Origin of the sequence: Bradyrhizobium sp. ORS 375 (genome assembly GCF_000239775.1) — a bacterium.
In the GTDB taxonomy this organism is placed as follows: domain Bacteria; phylum Pseudomonadota; class Alphaproteobacteria; order Rhizobiales; family Xanthobacteraceae; genus Bradyrhizobium.
In genome coordinates, this window is the sequence record NZ_CAFI01000038.1 from 1 (window position 1) to 18624 (window position 18624).

The following is an 18624-nucleotide window of genomic DNA, read 5'->3' on the forward strand; positions in this document are numbered from 1 at the left end:
GCCGATAGTCCGACAGGAACGTGTAGTCGGACAACAGGATGCCGTCCCAGCCGACCACCCATTTATCGTTGAGTGCGAACTGGCCCTTGGTGTCGATGCCGCCGCGGAACTGGCGATCGCCCGGCTGGCCGGCGAACGCGTTGCGGTTCAGCTGGTCGATGCCGTAGAGGCGCACCTGATAGCCGCCATTGCTGAGGCGCTGGCGGAACTCGGTCTGCACCAGCACGCCCTGCCGCGAGGTGATGCGCGGCGTGAACGTCGCGTCATAATCCGGCGCGATCGCCCAGTAGTAGGGAATGTCGACGCCGAAACCGTAGCCAGCCGTCTGGGAGAAGCCAGGCATCAGGAAGCCGCTCTTGCGCTTCACCGTCGGGTCGGGCGTCGAGAAGTAGGGGATGTAGGCGAGCGGAACGCCGAAAAATTCGAGCTGGGCGTTCTCGAAATACAGCATCTTCTCGGTCTGGTCGTGGATGATGCGCGCACCCTTGACCTGCCACAGCGGCGGCTTCTTCGGATCGTCCTTGCACGGCGCGCACGCCGTATAAACACCGTTCTCGAACACGGTGTAATTGCCTTTGGACCGGTCGGCGCGCGTCGCCGCCATCCGGGTCTGGTCCTCGGTCTCGACGCGCAGCGAATCGACAAAGCCGTCGCGATAGTCGTCCGAAAGGTCGAGGCTGTTGGCGTAGGTGATCTTGCCGTCAGCGTCGGTCATGCGGATGTTGCCTTCCGCATGCAGGCGCTTGGTCTTCTGGTCGTAGATCACCCGGTCGGCTTCGACCGAAGTGCCGTTGTAGAACAGCTGGACGTTGCCGACCGCAGAGACGCGCGAGTTGTTGTAGTCGTAGTCGACCTCGGTCGCCTGCACCAGCATCTGGTTGTCGTTGGCAACGCGCGGCGGCGGCGCCTTCGGCGGGCGCGGATTGTAGGTGAAGCTCTGGGCAGCAGCAGGCGACAGCGTCGCATCGACCGCGGCGGCAAGCACGAGGCCGAGCGTCAGCGCGAACGCGGCTGCGAGTACGGCAGACCCGGCGCAACGGGCGCGCGCGCAAACGCGGCGCGCAACGGCATGCAGCCGGAGCGCGGCGAGCGCGGTCTGACGGACGGCAACGAACGACACTAGCCGTCCTCCTGGTAGAGCAAGGCCATAAAACCGGTGAGGCCGCCGACGAACACCGGCAGCCACGCCGCAGCGATCGGATTCATCAACGCAGCCTTGCTCAAATCTTCCGTTACTTTCGACAGCACGTAGAGCAGAAAGCCGGCGCCCACGCCACTCAAAACCATTTTCTGAACGCCACCCATACGGAAGAACCTGAGGGACACGGACGCAGCCAGCATGACCATCGCAGCCAGCAAAAATGGCTGTGCGATCAGCTTATGATACTGCAGTCGGTACCCCGCGGTCGCGAAGCCCGAGCTCTCCGACGAACGGATGTAGCTCGGCAGTTGCCAAAACGACACAGTTTCGGGGGTGGAGAAGCTGTTGCGGACCTGCGCCGGCGTCAGGGTTGTGGGCAAGATGAACGTCGGTTCGTCGACGGGTGGGGCATCGAGCGAGAATCGGCGAACCGATTTGAACAGCCACTGACCGTCCTCGAGCGTCGCCTCGCGCGCTTCGATTCGGTCCTTGAAGCGATTCTGCGTATCAAAACGGAACAGGGTCAGGCCGGTGAGACGAACGCCCTGCTGCTCGCTGCGCGCGGCGTTGATGATCACCGAGCCGTCGGGATTGAGCTGGTTCAGCCAGAAGCCGGACGCATCCTGCACGCCGCCGCCCGGCGCCGATCCGAACAGCTCGGCTTCCATCCGCTTGGACAGCTCGCGCAGATTGGCGGACATCGGGTTGTACAGCGTCGTCGCCATCAGTCCGAGCATGATCGCGCTGGCCAGCGCCGGCGCGATGAACTGCCAGGCGGACACGCCGGCGGCGCGCGCCACCACCAGCTCGAGCCGGCGCGACAGTGCCAGATAGCAGGTCATGGCGCCGATCAGCACGCAGAACGGCATCATCTTCTCGAGCAGCTGCGGCACACGAAACAGCGACGTCTCGGCGACCATCAGCGCCGAGGCCGAGGCCAGCCCCGACGTCCTGCGCACCATCTCGATGTAATCGACCAGCACCAGCAGCAGGAAGATGCTCGCGAACACGCCGACCGCCGAGACCAGGAAACGGCCGGCGAAGTAGCGCCCGAGCGTGTTGGTGATCATGCTCATGCGGTGGCGGGCCTTCTGAACAGCCGCGCGATCCGCGCATTGGACCGGTTGATCGCCTCCATGAGGCGGGCCGGCGGCTCGACCACCACGCCGCCGACGATGATCCAGATGCTCAGCCCGAGCACGCCGAACAGCATCAGATACTGGATCAGCGCCGCGATCGGCGTCTTCACGGTCATCACGGAGCAGGCGAATCCGGCCATGCGCACGCCGAACACGGCAAGGATGGCGCTGCCGAACGAGAAGTTGCGGCTCTGGCGCGTGGTGCGCGGCGCGCCCAGAAACGCGAAGGTGAGGGCGGCGAAGGCGAACGGATAGATCGGGGCCAGGAAGCGGTCGTGCAGTTCCTGCCGGAATTGTCCGGGGATCTGCTTGTAGATCGGGTCATCCTCGGCCGGCGCCATCAGCTCCCATACATAGCGCTCGCGGATTCCGAGCGTCACGTCGCGGCCTTGATTCGAGAACTTCGACATGTCGAAGGCGTAGCGCGCGAACGCGACCATCGCCGGCTCGCGCTTGCCGATCTCGAACCGCTCGAGATTGCCGTCCTCCAGCACCAGGAACGAGCCGTCGGCGTTCTTCACCACGGTGCCCTTCTCGGCGATGATCGTGATCCGCTCCTTGGGGTCGCGGCGGTCGTCGATCAGGATGCTCTTCAGCTCGCCGCCGGGCTGCCGCTCGCCGATCCTGATCGTCAGGTTCTGATCGAGCTGCGCGAAACGTCCGGGCTGCAGGATGTTGGTGAGCACGTCGGCGGTGATCTCGGCATCCCACTGCTTGATCCGGCGCAGGCCGTCGGGCGCGATAAAGGACGCCAGGACTGTGACCAGCAGGGCGACCACGCAAGTGGCGTAGGCGAACGGCACGAACAGCCGGATCGGCGACATGCCGGCGGCGTTCATCACGATGATTTCCGAATCGGTCGCGAGCTTGTTCAGCGTATGCGAAACCGCGATCATCAGCGCGATCGGCGCGATGACGCCGAGCAGCGAGGGGATCACGAGGCCGGTGATGCCGAGGAAGGTTAGGATGGTCTGGCCCTGACTGGTCATCAGGTCGATGCCGCGCAGCGCCTGCGTAATCCAGATCACGCCGGTGAGGCTGACCAGCACCAACGCGAACGACGCGAGCGTCGTGCGAAAGATGTACCTGTCGATGGACCCCATCGTGTGCGCTCGATCCCACATCAGCAGTCCCGGAACGAGCGCTGCGGCCACCCTTGAAACGGGTCCCCAGCAAGCCTAGCGCCGTCGCGTTCCAAGAGCGGTGAATATCTCTACCATCCCTTTGATCCGTCGACAAAATGGCTGTGGCGTGGCGCCACGAAAATGTGGTCGAAATTTCACCGTTGTGGCCGCCCCGCCACGGGAAGACTTGGCAGCTCCGGTCCAGGCAGGCCATACTGCTGCCAAGTTGGGTTCCGAACTGCCGCCAACCCCGTCCGTCCGCTCGGATTTTGACCCGGTCACGGCGGCTCTCACGTCGAAAATCTGGAGGATTGCTTGATGTCCGACACCCTCAAGGTCGGCTTCGTCCCGCTGTCGACCGCCCCGCGCGGTATCGTTGTGGCGTTTTGTGACGATTCACTGCGGCTAGGAGTCGCGACCGACAAGGCGCTCGGGGGAGCCGCGGACCTGATCAAGCGCGCGGCCGGGGCGGCGCGGTTCAAGGGCAAGGATGGCGCGGTGCTCGACCTGCTGGCACCCGAAGGAATCAAGATTCAGCGCTTGATCGTGATCGGGACGGGCAAGGGCGGCGATCACAAGGAAAAGGATTTTCTCAAGTACGGCGGGACCTTAACGGGAAAGCTGAATGCCGGAGCTGAAGCCGTGACGGTGCTCGCCGAGCTGCCGTCCGCTCCGATGACGCCGGACCAGGTATCGTCGCTGGCCGCCGGCATCAGGCTGCGGGCATATCGATTCGATCGCTACAAGACCAAGAAGAAGGACGAGGACGGCAGTGTCAGCGCGACCGTCTCGGTCGCTGTGGCCGATGTGGCCGCGGCCAAGAAGGCGTTCGCGCCCCGCGCGCACGTCACCGATGGGGTGATTCTCGCCCGTGACCTCGTCAACGAGCCGCCGAACGTGCTTTACCCCGAGGAGTTCGCCAAGCGCGCCGCCGCGCTGCGCAAGCTCGGCGTGACCGTCGAGATCCTCGACGTGCCGGCGATGAAGAAGCTCGGCATGGGCGCGCTGCTCGGCGTCGGCCAGGGCTCGGCGCGGCCGAGCCGCACCGTGGTGATGCGCTACAATGGCGGCAAGAAGGGCGACCAGCCGGCCGCCTTCATCGGCAAGGGCGTGTGCTTCGACACCGGCGGCATCTCGATCAAGCCGGCCGGCTCGATGGAGGACATGAAGGGCGACATGGGCGGCGCCGCCTGCGTCGTCGGCCTGATGCATGCGCTGGCGGCCCGCAAGGCAAAAGCGAATGTGATCGGCGCGATCGGCCTGGTCGAAAACATGCCGGACGGCAACGCGCAGCGTCCGGGTGACATCGTCACCTCGATGTCCGGCCAGACCATCGAGATCATCAACACCGACGCGGAAGGGCGGCTGGTTCTCGCCGACGTGCTCTGGTACGTCGCGACCAAGTACAAGCCGAAATTCATGATCGACTTGGCCACGCTGACCGGCGCGATCATGGTCGCGCTCGGCACCGAGCATGCCGGCCTGTTCGCCAACAATGATGATCTGGCCGACAAGTTGCTGAAAGCAGGGCAGGAGACCGGCGAGAAGGTCTGGCGCATGCCGCTGGGCTCCGAATACGACAAGCTGATCGACTCGCAGTTCGCCGACATGAAGAACACCGGCGGTCGCCATGGCGGCTCGATCACAGCCGCGCAATTCCTGCAGCGCTTCGTCAACGACACGCCATGGGCGCATCTCGACATCGCCGGCACCGCGATGGGCGCTCCGAAATCGGAGATCAACCAGAGCTGGGGATCCGGCTACGGGGTTCGCCTGCTCGATCGACTTGTCTGGGATTCCTACGAGGCCAAAGCCTAAGGGACGCCTGCGCGCATGACCGAGGTCCTGTTCTATCATCTGCAGAACATGACGGTGGAAGGCGTGCTGCCGCCGCTGCTCGAGAAATCGCTCGAGCGCGGCTGGCGGGTGGTGGTGCAGTCGACCTCGGAGGAACGTGCAGATGCGCTCGATGCGCATCTGTGGACCTATCGTGACGACTCGTTTCTGCCACACGCCACCTGGCGGGTGGCCGACGTGGCCGAGCAGCCGATCGTGCTGGCGATCGAGGACAGCAACCCCAACGGCGCCAAAGTCAGGTTTCTGGTCGACAACGCGCCGCTGCCATCCGATTCGCACAGCTATGAACGCATGGTGCTGGTGTTCAACGGCGACGATGCCGACGCTCTCGCTGCAGCGCGGTCAGCCTGGACCGATTGCAAAAGCCGTGGATTCGAGGTCACCTATTGGCAGGCTGACGAGCGCGGGCGTTGGCAACGTCGGCAATGATGGCGTAAGCCGTGGCGATGTGCTCGGGGCCAAGATGGCCGCGCCGGGGGATTAATGATAAACTGGCGATTTGCCGGCGACAGCGTTGGCAAAGTCACGAACGTGCCGCAAAGTGATGGTGGGACAACACCTTAGAGTGTCCACAGGTTGCAATTCAGCAAGGTTCATCGTGCGAGACCATAACAAACAACTGACGCGCGTTCTGCCGTTCCTTTTGCTTGCAACGGTCGTGTCCGGATGTTCGAGCACGCCCGATTTCCTGTCCAAGGACGCCGAATGGTTCAACCGGCCACAGCGCCTGTTCATCAGGAACATCTCGATCGACGCCCCGCCGCTCTCGCCTGACAAGCCCGTCAGCCCCGAGGATCTCGTCAGCGCCGACGGGGGTTGTCCCGGCATGGCGCCGGCTGCCGGTGCGGCTGGCGCGAATGCGTTGAGCAACGATGCGGCCGCTGCGCCGCCGCCGGCTGCGGGCGGCACCGTCGCGCTCGGTCACACTGAATGTGACGTGGTGCGCGGCATCGGGGCGCCGGACAGTGTCAACATCGGCAACAACGGCGGCGATCGCGTCGCCACCGTGACATGGCTGCGGGGTCCGCGTTCGGGCGTCTACACCTTCACCGCGGGCCGCCTGTCATCGGTGGAGCGGGCGCCTGATCCCGGTCCGGCTCCGAAGATCGCCAAGCCGAGCAAGACGAAGAAGCGCGCGACCTGATCGAGTTCTGATCGTGTTGGGCGACGGGTTCAGCTGACGAATTCAGGTTCGTCAGCCGGTCGCCTCATCATACAGCGAGCTGGCCTCCAGCCACTGCTCTTCAGCGCGCGCCAGCGCGTCAGCGGCATTGGCGCGCGCTTTGGACAGCTGTGCCGCCTGCTTCGGATCGCGGGTGAAGATGTCCGGCAGCGACAGCGCGCCGTCGATCTTGGCGATGATGTCTGTGATGCGCGCAATCTCGGCTTCGGCGGCGGTGATCTTCTGCTTCAGCGCGCCACGCTTGTTGTCGCCGCGCGGCCGCTCCGTCTTCTCGCTCGGCTGCGGGCGTTCCGTCTCGCGCGTCGATGCGCCGCTGCGCGACGACAGGATCATGCGCCGGTAGTCGTCGAGATCGCCGTCATAGGTCTTCACGGTGCGGTCGGCAACGACCCACAGCCGGTCGGCGCAGGCCTCGATCAGATAGCGGTCGTGCGACACCATGATCACCGCGCCGGGAAATTCGTTGATCGCTTCGGCGAGTGCGGCGCGGCTGTCGATGTCGAGATGATTGGTCGGCTCGTCCAGGATGATCATGTTAGGGCCGTAGAAGGTCGCGAGCCCGAGCAGCAGCCGCGCCTTCTCGCCGCCAGAGAGACTCCTCACCGAGGTGTCCGCCGCCTTGCCGGAGAAGCCGATCGCGCCTGCGCGCGCCCGCACCTTCGATTCCGGCGCATCGCCCATCAGCTTGCGGACATGGCTGTAGGGCGAGCCGTCCTCGTCGAGCTCGTCGAGCTGATGCTGGGCGAAGTAGGCGATCGACAGCTTGTCGGCGCGGGTGAGCTTGCCGGAGAATGGCGCGAGCCGGCCGGCGAGCAGCTTCACGAGCGTCGACTTGCCGTTGCCGTTGGCGCCGAGCAGCGCGACCCGATCATCATTGTCGATGCGCAAGGTGACGCGGTTGAGCACCGGCTGCGCCGGGTCGTAGCCGACCGAGGCATTGTCGACGGCGATGATCGGCGGCGACAGCAGCTTCTCCGGAGCGGGAAACGTGATCTCGTGCACGTCCTGAGTGACGAGTGCGGTGATCGGCTTCATCCGCTCCAGCATCTTGACGCGGGATTGCGCCTGGCGCGCCTTCGATGCCTTGGCCTTGAAGCGTTCGACGAACGCCTGCAGCCGCGCGCGCTCCGCCTCCTGGCGCTTCACCGCCTTGGCGTCGAGCATCTCGCGTGTCGCGCGCTGCTCCTCGAACGAGGAGTAGCCGCCGCGATAGAGCGTCAGCTTGCCCCGGTCGAGATGCAGGATCTGATCGACCGAGGTCTCCAGCAGATCGCGGTCATGGCTGATCACGATCACCGTGCGCGGGTAATGCGCGAGATGGTCCTCGAGCCACAGCGTGCCTTCGAGGTCGAGATAGTTGGTCGGCTCGTCGAGCAGCAGCAGGTCGGGCGCCGCGAACAAGGTGGCGGCGAGCGCCACGCGCATGCGCCAGCCGCCGGAGAATTCCGAGCACGCGCGGGCCTGGTCGGCGGCGGAGAAGCCGAGGCCACTGAGGATGGCGGCGGCGCGCGCCGGCGCCGAATGTGCGTCGATGTCGACCAGCCGGGTCTGGATCTCGGCGATGCGATGGGGATCTTCGGCCGTCTCGGCTTCGCGGAGCAGCGCATCGCGCTCGAGGTCAGCCCGGAGAACGACCTCGATCAGGCTCTCGGGCCCGCTCGGGGCCTCCTGGGCCAGACTGCCGACCCGCCAGCGCGGCGGCAGGCTGATGCTACCGTTCTCCAGCGACAGTTCGCCGCGGATCGCCTTGAACAGGGTCGACTTGCCGGTGCCGTTACGACCGACCAGGCCGACGCGCGCGCCAGGTGGGATCTGCACCGAGCTCTGGTCGATCAGAAGCCGTCCGGCGAGACGGATGGAGATGTCGGTGATGGAAAGCATGCGCGCCTTGTCACCGCGCGCGCGGCCAAACGCAACCGCTTTGTGGCGGTCTCAGTCGTCCGGCAGGGTCAATCGAAGCGCGCGAGCGGCTCGTCCCTCTTGCGCAGTTCGTTCATCAGATGCGCCAGCGGATCGGGCAGATGGGATCCCTCGGGCGGCAGGCTGCGCTGCAGCCGTTCGCCCACGGCGTCACAGATCGATCGGCTGGTCTTGCGATCGAGCTGCTCGCTGAAGTCGGCGGTGCGGCCAGTCATGACGGAGTTCCACGGGCAGTTGCAATATGATGCCGTGACAAGTCCTGGCCGGCGGAATTGTTTCCGGCCGCGGCCGGAATGCGTCGGATTTAGTTGAAAATGCATGAAAAAAGCCCCGGCGTGGGGGAGACGCCGGGGCAATGCGAGTTCGGAGCGGCGGGGGGCGGATGCCGTCCTAGGCTCGTATCAAAGCTCGTATCAGTAGCAGCGGTTGATCCAGCGCCAGCGCGGTCCCCAGGGGGTCGGAACCACGCGGCGGACGTAGCAGCCGCCATAGCCGTAGCTGTAGGCCGGGCCACCGACGAACACGCGGGGCCCATAGAACGGGCGGTGCCAGCCGTAGCCGCCGTGCCAACCATGGTGCCAACCGCCGCCATGCCAGCCACCGTGCCAATGGGCCGAGGCGGCGGTCGGGGCGAGGGCGGCTGCGCCCAGGGACACGGCGGCCGCCACGGTAAGGAAGAGTTTGCGCAACATGGTCGTCTCCTGGATGACAGCGCTGGTGGCGCCGAAATGGTCCGAGGGATGAGGCTGGGAAAAGGCGGCCACCGGAACGTTGCTGGCTCGTCTTCGCCCGATAGAGAGCAAGTTAATACGCCGGAGCTGAACGACGGTCGCACGGTCCCTTCAGACTATGTTCAGAATCGTGAAATTGTCGTAAGGCGTCGCGCCTCGGGCACGGGTCCGGTCGCTTGCCGTCGGCCAATCGCGTCGATATAAGCCCGCAACTCACCCAAAACCCGCATCTGCAAGGACGATATCCATGGCGATTGAGCGCACCTTTTCGATCATCAAGCCCGACGCGACCGAGCGTAACCTGACCGGCGCGATCAATGCGCTGATCGAGAAGGCCGGCCTGCGGATCGTGGCCCAGAAGCGCATCCGGATGACCCGCGACCAGGCAGAGACCTTCTATGCCGTGCACAAGGCGCGGCCGTTCTTCGGCGAGCTCGTCGACTTCATGATCTCGGGCCCGGTCGTGGTCCAGGTGCTCGAAGGCGAGGGCGCCATCCTGAAGTACCGCGACGTGATGGGCGCCACCGATCCGTCCAAGGCCGCCGAGGGCACCATCCGAAAGGCGCATGCGAAGTCGATCGGCGAGAACTCCGTGCACGGCTCGGACGCACCGGAAACGGCTGCGATCGAGATCGCGCAGTTCTTCTCGGGCAACGAGATCGTCGGCTGACGATGATCACGGCGGCGGGGCCTGGCTCCGCCGCCTGTTTTCCGATCGGGCAATTCCCGTCGAACGCATCTGGAAGGTCTGGCCGTGAACTGGCTGTCGCAGCTCGCTGATCCCGCCACTTACGGCCATCTCCTCGCGCAATTCGAAGCCGATCTGCAAAGCCCCGGATTCTGGCTCGCGCTCGGCAAGATCATCTGGATCAACGTGCTGTTGTCGGGCGACAACGCACTGGTCATCGCGCTGGCCTGTCGCGGCCTGCATGGCAGGCACCGCTTCTGGGGCATGGTGGCCGGCTCCGGCATCGCGGTCGCGTTGCGTATCGCCTTCACCGGCATCGTCGCCACCTTGATGGCGCTGCCCTATCTGAAGCTGATCGGCGGCCTCGCATTGCTCGTGATCGCCGCCAAGCTGCTGGTTCCCGAGGACGAGAACGACGACATCGCGGCCGGCACCACGCTGTGGCATGCGGTGCGTATCGTCGCGCTCGCCGATCTCGTGATGAGCCTCGACAACGTGATTGCAGTAGCCGCTGCTGCGAATGGCCAGGCGTCGCTGCTGATCATCGGTCTCGCCATGAGCATCCCGCTGATCATCGCGGGCGCCGCACTGATCATGCTGGTGCTCGACCGTTTCCCGATCCTGGTCTGGCTCGGTGCCATGCTGCTCGGCTGGGTGGCCGGCGAGGTGATCGCAACCGACCCCGCGATCGAGCCGCTGCTGCATCATCTGCTCGACGGCACTGTCCACATCAGCATCGATGCGGCCTCCGGCCTGTTCGGCGGCAAGACCAATCTCGCCAGCCATATCGACGTCATGGAGACGCTGATGTCGCTGCTCGGCGCCGCCGTGGTGCTGGTCGCCGGCTCGATCTGGCGGGGTCGCGCCCTGCAGCATCAGGCCAAGGCCGAGCTGGATGCAGTGCCGGCCCGCGGTGTCAATCTGCCGTAGCCAAGCACCGTCTTGATGCGCGCCGTCGCACAGGTCCGCGGAAGCGCTCCTGTGGAGCGTCGCGCTGTTGCGGTCAGCCCAACTTCGCACCGGTCGTGATCATCAAGCCGACGTCGTGCCCGCGCAGTGCCGATCTCTATCAACAGCAGACCGGCACGGCTGCGATCGATCACGCTCCCACCGGCCTTGATCGCTGTGGGATGTCGGGCACGATGCGGAAATCAGCTGCCGTTCCGCCGTCGCGATCGGTTGGGCCCCGGTCGCGAGCGCTCAGAAGCTGCTCGAGCTCGGCCGTCGCGGTTGTCGTGAGAACATCGTTCTTCGGCTGTCGGCAAGGCCGGTGCAGCATGGCATCGATGTCCAGGAAGTGTTCATGCTGCACGCAGCTTCATCGCGCGGCGCTGCTCAATCAGCATGCATGACTGCTCGGCTACCGGCGAGCGCCCGTCGCGTGATCGTGGCCTTGGGATGAGATGTCGATACGCTGCGGCACGGTGTCGCGCCTCGGACGAATACCGTATGGCGTGGTCGACTGGGTCGTAGTCTTGAACCCGATCGTTCCGCGGCGACACCACCCGTCGGAGTTCAACCGATCGCACCACAAGATCAGACCTATTTGAAGCTTTGGATTTGGGAATGCTGACCGCAGACGAGATCGGCCATGTCAGGTCGTCGTTCGACATGGTGTTTGCCCGGGCCACGGAGATGACCACGACGTTCTACAATCGCCTCTTCGAGCTCGCGCCGGAATGCCGCTCGATGTTTCCGGCCGACATGGACGTGCTCAAGCGCGACTTCATCGCGACGCTGGCGGTGCTGGTCGGCAGTCTCGACCAGATGACAGGCCTGCTGGCGAGCACCGACATTCTCGGCCGCAACCACGCACGTTACGGCGTCCAGCCGGCGCACTATCCGGTGGTCGGCGAGGCGCTGCTCTGGACACTCGCGAAAAGCCTCGGCCCGCATTGGACCCACGAGGTTGAGCAAGCCTGGCGCAAGGTCTACGACATCATCGCCCAGCGCATGATCGCCATTCCGGCCGGCGCGCCGCGCCCCTGATCCGGCTCAAGCCAGAGGGACGCTCGTCGGATCGGTCTCTCGGGCACGGCCGTGCTCGGCGACGCCGCCATCGGCGGCCACCGGCTCACCCGGCGCCACGGCCGTGATTCGGACCGGTACCGACTTGGCGGCCGGCGTGTTGCTGCGTTCGTCGCGATGGGCGAGGGGAAGCAGGCCGTTGGTCTCCGGGTAATAGGCTGCGCAGCAGCCTGGCGGGATGTCGAAGGCGACCACGCGGAAGCCACCGAGGCGGCGGTCGATGTCATCGTGCCACACGGTCGCGAACTCGATCATCGCGCCCTCCTGCAGGCCCAGCGCAGAGATGTCGCGCGCATTCATGAACACCACCATGCGCTCGCCGCGGACGCCGCGGTAGCGGTCGTCATTGGAGTAGACGGTGGTGTTGAACTGGTCGTGGCTGCGCAGCGTGATCAGCTGCAGATGCGGTGCCTCCGGTGCATCGTCGTCGGCATCGATCAGGCCGTCCTTGAACAGGAAGTTGGCCCTGCCGGTCGGTGTGTCCCATTTTCGCTCGCGGGCACCGTTGGGCAGGCGGAAGCCGCCGGGCTGGGCGATGCGGGCGTTGTAGTTGTTGAACTGATCGGGAAACACCGCCTCGATCTTGTCGCGGATCAGGCTGTAGTCGTTGACGAACGCATCCCAGTCGATCGCGGCTCGGTCCGCAACGGCCGCCCTGGCAAGTCCGCAGACGATGTCGATCTCGGATCTGAGATGCGGACGGGCCGGCTCCAGCAGTCCGACCGAGCCGTGCACCATCGAGAAGCTGTCCTCGATCGTGATGGTCTGCACCTGTCCGTTTTGGACGTCACGCTCTGTGCGCCCGAGACAGGGCAGCAGCCATGACGACAATCCGTGCGTCATGTGCGAGAGGTTCGGCTTGGTTGCGACATAGACGGTCAGGCGCAGCCGCGGCACCTCGGCCGCGACGCGGGCATTGTCGGGAATGGCGCGGAAGAAATTGCCGCCCATGGAGATGAAGGCGTCGACCTCGTGGCGGAGAATCGCCTCGCAGCATTGCGCGACATCATGCCCCGGCTCGCGCGAAGAGTTGAAACCGAACACGTCGTCCATCCTCCGCAGGAACGGCTCCTTCGGCTTCTGGTAGATGCCGACGGTGCGGTCGCCCTGCACGTTGGAATGGCCGCGGATCGGGCAGGCGCCGGCGCCCTTGCGGCCGACATTGCCGCGCAGGAACAACAAATTCATGATCTGCTGCATGGCATCGCCGCCGCGGCGGTGCTGCGTGATCCCCATGCCCCAGCAGGCGATGACGCGCTCGGCCTTCATGTAGATGTCGGCCGCCGTCTCCATGTCGGCGCGGCACAGCCCGCTGTAGTGCTCGAGCCGCTCCCACGGCAGGTTGCGCAGGTAGGTCGCGAACGCCTGGAAGCCGTGCGTATGCTGCGCGATGAATGCCTCGTCGAGAATGCGCTTGCTCCCGGTCGAGGACTCGGCTGCTGCCAGCACCGCCTTGCAGATGCCCTGAACGGCGGCGATGTCGCCGCCGACGCGCAGCTGAAAATATTGCGACGAGATCTTCTGTCCGCCGCCGGTCAGCATCTCCACGGCATTCTGCGGGTTGGCGAAGGCGATGAGACCGCGCTCCTTCAGCGGATTGAAGGTGACGATCGGCACACCGCGCTTGGCCATGTCGTGGAGATAGCCGAGCATGCGCGGGCTGTTGGTGCCGGGGTTCTGGCCGAAGATGAAGATGGCATCGCAGTCTTCGAAATCGTCGAGGTCGACCGTGCCCTTGCCGACGCCGATGCTCTCGGGCAGCGCCACGGTCGTGGTCTCGTGGCACATGTTCGAGCAGTCGGGAAAATTGTTGGTGCCGAGCAGGCGGCCGAACGTCTGATACAGGAACGCCGCTTCGTTGGAAGTGCGCCCGGAGGTATAGAGCTCGATACGCCGGGGATCGAGCGCGCGCAGCTCGGCGCCGATGGCCGCAAAGGCCTCGCCCCAGCTGGCACGCTCGTATTTGTCGGTCGCCGAATTGTAGCGCATCGGCTCGGTCAGCCGTCCCACGTCCTCGATCGCGTGATCGGTCCAGCCGCTGAGTTCGGTGACGGTGTGTGCGGCGAAGAACTCCGGCGTCGCGCGCTTGCGCGTGGCTTCCCAGGCCACCGCCTTGGCGCCGTTCTCACAATATTCGAAGGTGTGCGGCTTGCGCGGGTCGGGCCAGGCGCAGCTCGGACAGTCGAAGCCGCCGGGCTTGTTCATCGACAGCAGCGCGCGATTGCCGCGCACGAGAATCTCCTGGCGCGCGAGATGCGCCTCGGTGGCATTCAGCGCGCCCCAGCCGCCGGCCGGGCTGTTGACGATGCTTTTGCGGGTCTCGGCCAAGTCGGCTCTCCACACGGATGCACGGAGCTTGGCCAACGTGAGATCGAGAGCGCCGTTCCAATGGCGAGACGGCGTCCGCTTAGCTCAGCACGACGGAGCCGGAGCGGCCGAGCAGGCGGGCGAGCTGCTTGAAGCGCCCGCCGACGCGGTCGGCGACGAGATCGACCAGATGATGCTCGAACACCAGCATCAGCTTGCGGTCCTGGGTGCGGAAATGCGTGGCGGACAGAACGCCGGGCCTGGCCGCGGAGATCAGATGCGCGACGCGGAACGCCGTGCCGAGCAGGCGCGCGCGATCGATCTGGGCCGGGCTCAGCTGCTCGGTGAGGGCAGGGGCAGGCGCCTCGTCGCGCAGGCCCTCATAGCGGAAGAACACCGACAGCGCCACGAAGATGCGGCCCTCATGACTGATCGAGCCGAAATTGCCGTTGAGGATGATGCCGTAGGTCTGCTCGCCGCGATGATCCGGATGCATGCGCCAGCCGATGTCGGACATCAGGCATGCGGCGTGGCGCAGCCTGCGCTCCTCCTCGGTTTCGCGGATGTGCACGACGCGGAACAGGCGGTCGGTCCAGTCGATCAGTTCGCGCGCGTGCTGCGCCGAGCGGGACAGCAGCTCGTTCAACCCTTGCGCGGCGCAGAGCAGGCCATCCTTGGCGCGCTCGGGATCAGGCAGCTTGGAGTAGAGCAGGCCCTCACGCACCCCAAAGGTCGAGAACACGACCGTACTCGGCTTGGCCACGCGAATGATGTATTCCAGCACGAGCGCGGCATAGGCGAGCAGGGGCCGGCGCGCTTCGGCGATTGCCTCGATGTCGGCCAGCATGTCCGCCGCAACGAGCCGGCGCAGCCGGCGCACGAAGGCCAGCGCGTCTGCCGCGGGAATCGCGTAGCCGTGCATGACGCCGAGCGGATAACCGCTCTGGATGATGTGGATGCGCGCCAGCGCGCGCCAGGTGCCGCCGACGGCATAGAAGGTGCGGCCCTGGCCGGCCAGCAGTTGCGGCAGGTCGGTCAGCGCTTCGCTGGCGATCCGCTGCGCCTTCTTCAGGGATTTCTCGGCGAGGTCCTGCAGCGCCAGGCTGCCGAGCGGCAGGGTCACGCCGCTGCGGACCTGGTGGCCGCGCACGTCGATCAGCTCCAGCGAGCCGCCGCCGAGATCGCCGACGATGCCGTCGGGCTTGTGGATACCGGAGATGACCCCGAGCGCCGAATAGCGCGCCTCCTCGGGGCCGGAGAGAATCTGGATCGGCGCGCCGCAGATCTTCTCCGCTTTGGCGATGAAGTCGGGCCCATTCGAGGCGTCACGGCAGGCCGCCGTCGCGATCGCGTGGACCTCGCCGACCTTCTGCACCTTGCAGAGCGCACGGAACCGCTTCAGTGCCGTCAGCGCCTTCTCGACGGCATCGGCGGCGAGCAGACCGGTCGTCTGCACCTCGCGGCCTAACCCGCACAGCGCCTTCTCGTTGAACACGGTGACGAGGCTGCGTTCCAGCGCCTGGTAGACGACGAGACGGACCGAGTTCGAGCCGATGTCAATAACGCCGACGCTCGCGGCGCTGGGCGCGGGCCGCTTCACCGCGTCGTTCCCCTGGAAAGCGGGTCGCTAGGACGAGTTGCGTTCGTTCCGGCGCGTGAGCCGGCGCGGTGATGATTCCTTGAGCGACTTTCCACGGCCGGACAGACTCGGATTCGTCATGAAGTAATTATGCAGGTTGAACGGCTCCTCGCCCTTCGCGGCCTTCATACGCGTTGACGACCCGTCCGGCAACAATTGCCAGCTCTGCTCGGTATCCTTCAGGTTTGCGACCATGATCTGCTCCAGCACCTGCTGGTGCACGGTCGGATTCTGCAGGGGGCACAGCACCTCGACGCGGCGATCGAGATTGCGCGGCATCATGTCTGCGGAGGAGATGTAGACCGCGGCCTTGGCGCTCGGCAGGCCCTGACCCATACCAAAGCAGTAGATGCGGCCATGTTCGAGGAAGCGGCCGATCACCGATTTGACGCGGATGTTGTCGGAGAGGCCGGGAATGCCCGGACGCAGGCAGCAGATGCCGCGTACGATCAGGTCGATCGAGACGCCGGCCTGCGAAGCTTCGTACAGCGCGTCGATGATATCGGGGTCGACCAGCGAGTTCATCTTCATCCAGATCACGGCCGGCTTGCCCTGCCGGGCGAAGCTGGTCTCGCCATGGATGTGCTCGATCATGCGCTTGCGAAGCGTGAGCGGCGAGACCGCCATCTTCTCGATGTCGATCGGCTCGGCGTAGCCGGTGATGTAGTTGAACACCCGCGTGACATCGCGGCCGATGACCGGGTCCGAGGTGAAGTAGGAGAGGTCGGTGTAGATGCGCGCCGTCACCGGATGATAGTTGCCGGTGCCCGTGTGCACGTAGGTCGTGAGGCTGCCGCCCTCGCGGCGCACCACCATCGACAGCTTCGCATGCGTCTTCAGTTGCAGGAAACCGTAGACCACCTGCACGCCGGCGCGCTCGAGATCGCGCGCCCAGCGGATGTTGGCCTCCTCGTCGAACCGCGCCTTCAGCTCGACCAGCGCGGTGACCGACTTGCCGGCTTCGGCCGCTTCCACCAGCGTGCGCACGATCGGCGAGTTGTTCGACGTGCGGTACAGCGTCTGCTTGATGGCGACGACGTCGGGATCGCGCGCCGCTTGCTGCAAGAACTGCACGACGACGTCGAACGACTCGTAGGGATGATGGACGATCAGGTCCTTCTGCCGGATCGCCGCAAAGATGTCGCCGCCGTGGTCGCGGACGCGCTCGGGATGGCGCGGCACGTAGGGCGCGAATTCGAGATCGGGCCGGTCGACCCGGGTCAGCTGCGACAGCTCGTTCATCGCCAGCACGCCGTCGACCACGAACACCTCGTCGTCGGTGGTCGCGAGCGCATCCTGCACGAATGCCCGCAGCTCCTCGGGCATGTTGGCCTCGATCTCGAGCCGGATCACCGAGCCGCGGCGGCGCCGCTTCAGCGCGGTCTCGAACAGCCGCACCAGGTCCTCTGCCTCTTCCTCGATCTCGATCTCGCTGTCACGGATGATGCGGAACGCGCCCTGGCCCTTGACGGTGTAGCCGGGGAACAGGCGGCCGATGAACAGGCTCGTCGCCTGTTCGAGCGTGATCAGGCGGATCACGCCATCCTTGGCGCCGGGGAAGCGGATGAAGCGGTCGATCTTGCCGGGCATGCGGATCAGCGCGTTCATCGGCCGGCCGTCCGCAGTGCGGATCAGCTGCAGCGCCACGGTGAAGCCGAGGCTCGGGATGAACGGGAACGGATGCGCCGGGTCGATCGCCAGCGGCGTCAGCAGCGGAAAGATGTTGGCGAGGAAATGATCCTCGATCCAGGCGCGCTCGCTCTTGGTGACGTCCTGGCCGTCGACCAGCACGATGCCGAGCTCGGCGAGAAACTTGCGCAGGTCGCGCCAGATCGCCTGCTGGTCGATCGCGAGCTGCGACACGGTCTCGTTGATTAGCTTGAGCTGCTCGATCGGGGTGAGCCCGTCGGGGCTGCGTTCGGCGATGCCCTCGCGCACCTGGGCGCGGATGCCGGCGACGCGGACCATGAAGAATTCATCGAGGTTGTTGGCCGAAATCGACAGGAACCGCACCCGCTCCAGCGCGGGATGGCGCGGATTGACCGATTCCTCGAGCACGCGGCGGTTGAAATGCAGCCAGGACAGTTCCCGGTTGATGAAGCGCTCGGGGCTGGAGGCAATCTCGAGCTTGGCCGCCGCAACCGGCTCTTTGGCTACGATTTCAGTAACTTGCTCAGTATCCATCAGAAATTCGATCCATATCCGATCACGGCATCAATCAGGGCACTCAGGCCGACCGTAGCCCAATCTCCGCGACGGGGAGATGACGTTCCCGGCACCATTGAGGTTCCGCCGCCGGCCGCCGTCAAGATGCCTCACCGTCACGTGGGATCAGCCGTCGCGCAGCAACTCCGCCGCGAGCGCACGGGTGACCGGCCGTCCCAGCCGCAGGGATTCCCCATCGAGCAGGGCCACGGTCTGGCGCGCCGCCGCATAGGATCGCTCGATCCGGGTCGCGAGGTAGCTGACGACCGTCTCGTCGATCGCCAGCTGCCGGTCCGCGGCGAGCTTGACGATCAGAGCCCGGAACAGCTGGTCATCGGGCGGTAGCAGCGTGATCACCGGGACGGCGCGCAGCCGCGACCGGAGGTCGGCGAGCACAATCGGCAGCGCCACCGGGGCCTCGCGCGCGGTGATCAGGATGTAGGCCTCGTCCTGCCGCGCCAGGTTGAGGAGATGGAACAGCGCCCGCTCGTCGAGATCGGCCGCCGTGAGATCCTCGAGCACCAGCGCGCCGGTGGCGAGCGCGCCGGGCACGGCGCCAGCTTCGAGCGCATGGGCGGACAGCGAGCGGGCGCCCGCGCGCTCGGCCCAGATCGCCGCCAGATGGCTCTTGCCGGATCCGTCGGGGCCGACCAGGAACATGG

General features: G+C 65.6%; 16 protein-coding genes. 6 read left to right on the forward strand and 10 right to left on the reverse strand.

Translation table 11 applies throughout. The annotated features are described in order from the left end of the window. From BRAO375_RS03515 to lptF, 3 genes are all read right to left on the reverse strand, one after another. Nucleotides 1–1120: LPS-assembly protein LptD (locus BRAO375_RS03515; protein ID WP_035638766.1), on the reverse strand; the 1120-nt coding region annotated here is incomplete at its 3' end. After that, nucleotides 1120–2217: an LPS export ABC transporter permease LptG gene (lptG, locus tag BRAO375_RS03520; protein WP_009026080.1), complete on the reverse strand. Its 1098-nt coding sequence runs from the start codon at nucleotides 2215–2217 to the stop codon at nucleotides 1120–1122. The genes lptG and BRAO375_RS03515, both read right to left, overlap by 1 nt. Beyond that, complete coding sequence (gene lptF, locus BRAO375_RS03525; protein ID WP_009026081.1) at nucleotides 2214–3383, reverse strand: LPS export ABC transporter permease LptF; 1170 nt, start codon at nucleotides 3381–3383, stop codon at nucleotides 2214–2216. The genes lptG and lptF overlap by 4 nt, the downstream gene beginning before the upstream one ends. A 339-nt stretch (nucleotides 3384–3722) precedes the next feature. On the opposite strand from lptF, the gene BRAO375_RS03530 reads away from it, so the two are divergent. The 3 genes from BRAO375_RS03530 to BRAO375_RS03540 all read left to right on the forward strand — a co-directional run bounded on the left by BRAO375_RS03530 (nucleotide 3723) and on the right by BRAO375_RS03540 (nucleotide 6405). After that, nucleotides 3723–5222 (forward strand): leucyl aminopeptidase, encoded by a 1500-nt coding sequence (locus tag BRAO375_RS03530; protein WP_009026082.1) that lies wholly within the window; start codon nucleotides 3723–3725, stop codon nucleotides 5220–5222. Nucleotides 5223–5237: 15 nt separating this feature from the next. Next, nucleotides 5238–5690, forward strand: a complete 453-nt coding sequence (locus BRAO375_RS03535) for a DNA polymerase III subunit chi (protein WP_009026083.1) — start codon at nucleotides 5238–5240, stop codon at nucleotides 5688–5690. Nucleotides 5691–5904: 214 nt separating this feature from the next. Next, nucleotides 5905–6405 (forward strand): hypothetical protein, encoded by a 501-nt coding sequence (locus BRAO375_RS03540; protein WP_009026084.1) that lies wholly within the window; start codon nucleotides 5905–5907, stop codon nucleotides 6403–6405. A 51-nt stretch (nucleotides 6406–6456) separates the two neighbouring features. Here the strand turns inward: BRAO375_RS03540 and BRAO375_RS03545 are convergent, their stop codons facing one another. The 3 genes from BRAO375_RS03545 to BRAO375_RS03555 all read right to left on the reverse strand — a co-directional run bounded on the left by BRAO375_RS03545 (nucleotide 6457) and on the right by BRAO375_RS03555 (nucleotide 9056). Then, nucleotides 6457–8325 (reverse strand): ABC-F family ATP-binding cassette domain-containing protein, encoded by a 1869-nt coding sequence (locus BRAO375_RS03545; RefSeq protein ID WP_009026085.1) that lies wholly within the window; start codon nucleotides 8323–8325, stop codon nucleotides 6457–6459. A gap of 68 nt (nucleotides 8326–8393) precedes the next feature. After that, on the reverse strand, nucleotides 8394–8579 hold the full coding sequence (locus BRAO375_RS03550) for a hypothetical protein (RefSeq protein ID WP_009026086.1): 186 nt from the start codon (nucleotides 8577–8579) through the stop codon (nucleotides 8394–8396). 198 nt (nucleotides 8580–8777) lie between these two features. Beyond that, nucleotides 8778–9056 carry a hypothetical protein gene (locus BRAO375_RS03555; protein WP_009026087.1) on the reverse strand — a complete coding sequence of 93 codons (279 nt, stop codon included), beginning with the start codon at nucleotides 9054–9056 and terminating at the stop codon, nucleotides 8778–8780. 286 nt (nucleotides 9057–9342) lie between these two features. On the opposite strand from BRAO375_RS03555, the gene ndk reads away from it, so the two are divergent. From ndk to BRAO375_RS03575, 3 genes are all read left to right on the forward strand, one after another. Continuing rightward, complete coding sequence (gene ndk / locus BRAO375_RS03560) at nucleotides 9343–9765, forward strand: nucleoside-diphosphate kinase (RefSeq protein ID WP_008964488.1); 423 nt, start codon at nucleotides 9343–9345, stop codon at nucleotides 9763–9765. An 84-nt stretch (nucleotides 9766–9849) separates the two neighbouring features. Beyond that, entirely contained in the window at nucleotides 9850–10713 is an 864-nt protein-coding gene (locus tag BRAO375_RS03565; RefSeq protein WP_009026088.1) for a TerC family protein, read from the forward strand. 636 nt (nucleotides 10714–11349) lie between these two features. Further along, nucleotides 11350–11772 (forward strand): globin family protein, encoded by a 423-nt coding sequence (locus BRAO375_RS03575; protein ID WP_009026089.1) that lies wholly within the window; start codon nucleotides 11350–11352, stop codon nucleotides 11770–11772. Between the two features lie 6 nt (nucleotides 11773–11778). On the opposite strand, the gene BRAO375_RS03580 is transcribed toward BRAO375_RS03575, so the two are convergent. From BRAO375_RS03580 to BRAO375_RS03595, 4 genes are all read right to left on the reverse strand, one after another. Continuing rightward, nucleotides 11779–14139: an FdhF/YdeP family oxidoreductase gene (locus tag BRAO375_RS03580; RefSeq protein ID WP_009026090.1), complete on the reverse strand. Its 2361-nt coding sequence runs from the start codon at nucleotides 14137–14139 to the stop codon at nucleotides 11779–11781. 79 nt (nucleotides 14140–14218) lie between these two features. Further along, complete coding sequence (ppx, locus tag BRAO375_RS03585; protein ID WP_009026091.1) at nucleotides 14219–15718, reverse strand: exopolyphosphatase; 1500 nt, start codon at nucleotides 15716–15718, stop codon at nucleotides 14219–14221. Between the two features lie 27 nt (nucleotides 15719–15745). Beyond that, nucleotides 15746–17941 (reverse strand): RNA degradosome polyphosphate kinase, encoded by a 2196-nt coding sequence (locus tag BRAO375_RS03590; RefSeq protein WP_009026092.1) that lies wholly within the window; start codon nucleotides 17939–17941, stop codon nucleotides 15746–15748. A 147-nt stretch (nucleotides 17942–18088) separates the two neighbouring features. Continuing rightward, nucleotides 18089–18624: P-loop NTPase family protein (locus BRAO375_RS03595; RefSeq protein ID WP_009026093.1), on the reverse strand; the 536-nt coding region annotated here is incomplete at its 5' end.

What these genes read in the sequence shown, in the direction of transcription:
- BRAO375_RS03575 (WP_009026089.1), top strand. Translation starts at nt 11,350, where the DNA reads ATGCTGACCGCAGACGAGATCGGCCATGTCAGGTCGTCGTTCGACATG.
- BRAO375_RS03590 (WP_009026092.1), bottom strand. Translation starts at nt 17,941, where the DNA reads ATGGATACTGAGCAAGTTACTGAAATCGTAGCCAAAGAGCCGGTTGCG.
- lptG (WP_009026080.1), bottom strand. Translation starts at nt 2,217, where the DNA reads ATGAGCATGATCACCAACACGCTCGGGCGCTACTTCGCCGGCCGTTTC.
- BRAO375_RS03555 (WP_009026087.1), bottom strand. Translation starts at nt 9,056, where the DNA reads ATGTTGCGCAAACTCTTCCTTACCGTGGCGGCCGCCGTGTCCCTGGGC.
- BRAO375_RS03530 (WP_009026082.1), top strand. Translation starts at nt 3,723, where the DNA reads ATGTCCGACACCCTCAAGGTCGGCTTCGTCCCGCTGTCGACCGCCCCG.
- ndk (WP_008964488.1), top strand. Translation starts at nt 9,343, where the DNA reads ATGGCGATTGAGCGCACCTTTTCGATCATCAAGCCCGACGCGACCGAG.
- lptF (WP_009026081.1), bottom strand. Translation starts at nt 3,383, where the DNA reads ATGGGGTCCATCGACAGGTACATCTTTCGCACGACGCTCGCGTCGTTC.
- BRAO375_RS03535 (WP_009026083.1), top strand. Translation starts at nt 5,238, where the DNA reads ATGACCGAGGTCCTGTTCTATCATCTGCAGAACATGACGGTGGAAGGC.
- BRAO375_RS03550 (WP_009026086.1), bottom strand. Translation starts at nt 8,579, where the DNA reads ATGACTGGCCGCACCGCCGACTTCAGCGAGCAGCTCGATCGCAAGACC.
- BRAO375_RS03545 (WP_009026085.1), bottom strand. Translation starts at nt 8,325, where the DNA reads ATGCTTTCCATCACCGACATCTCCATCCGTCTCGCCGGACGGCTTCTG.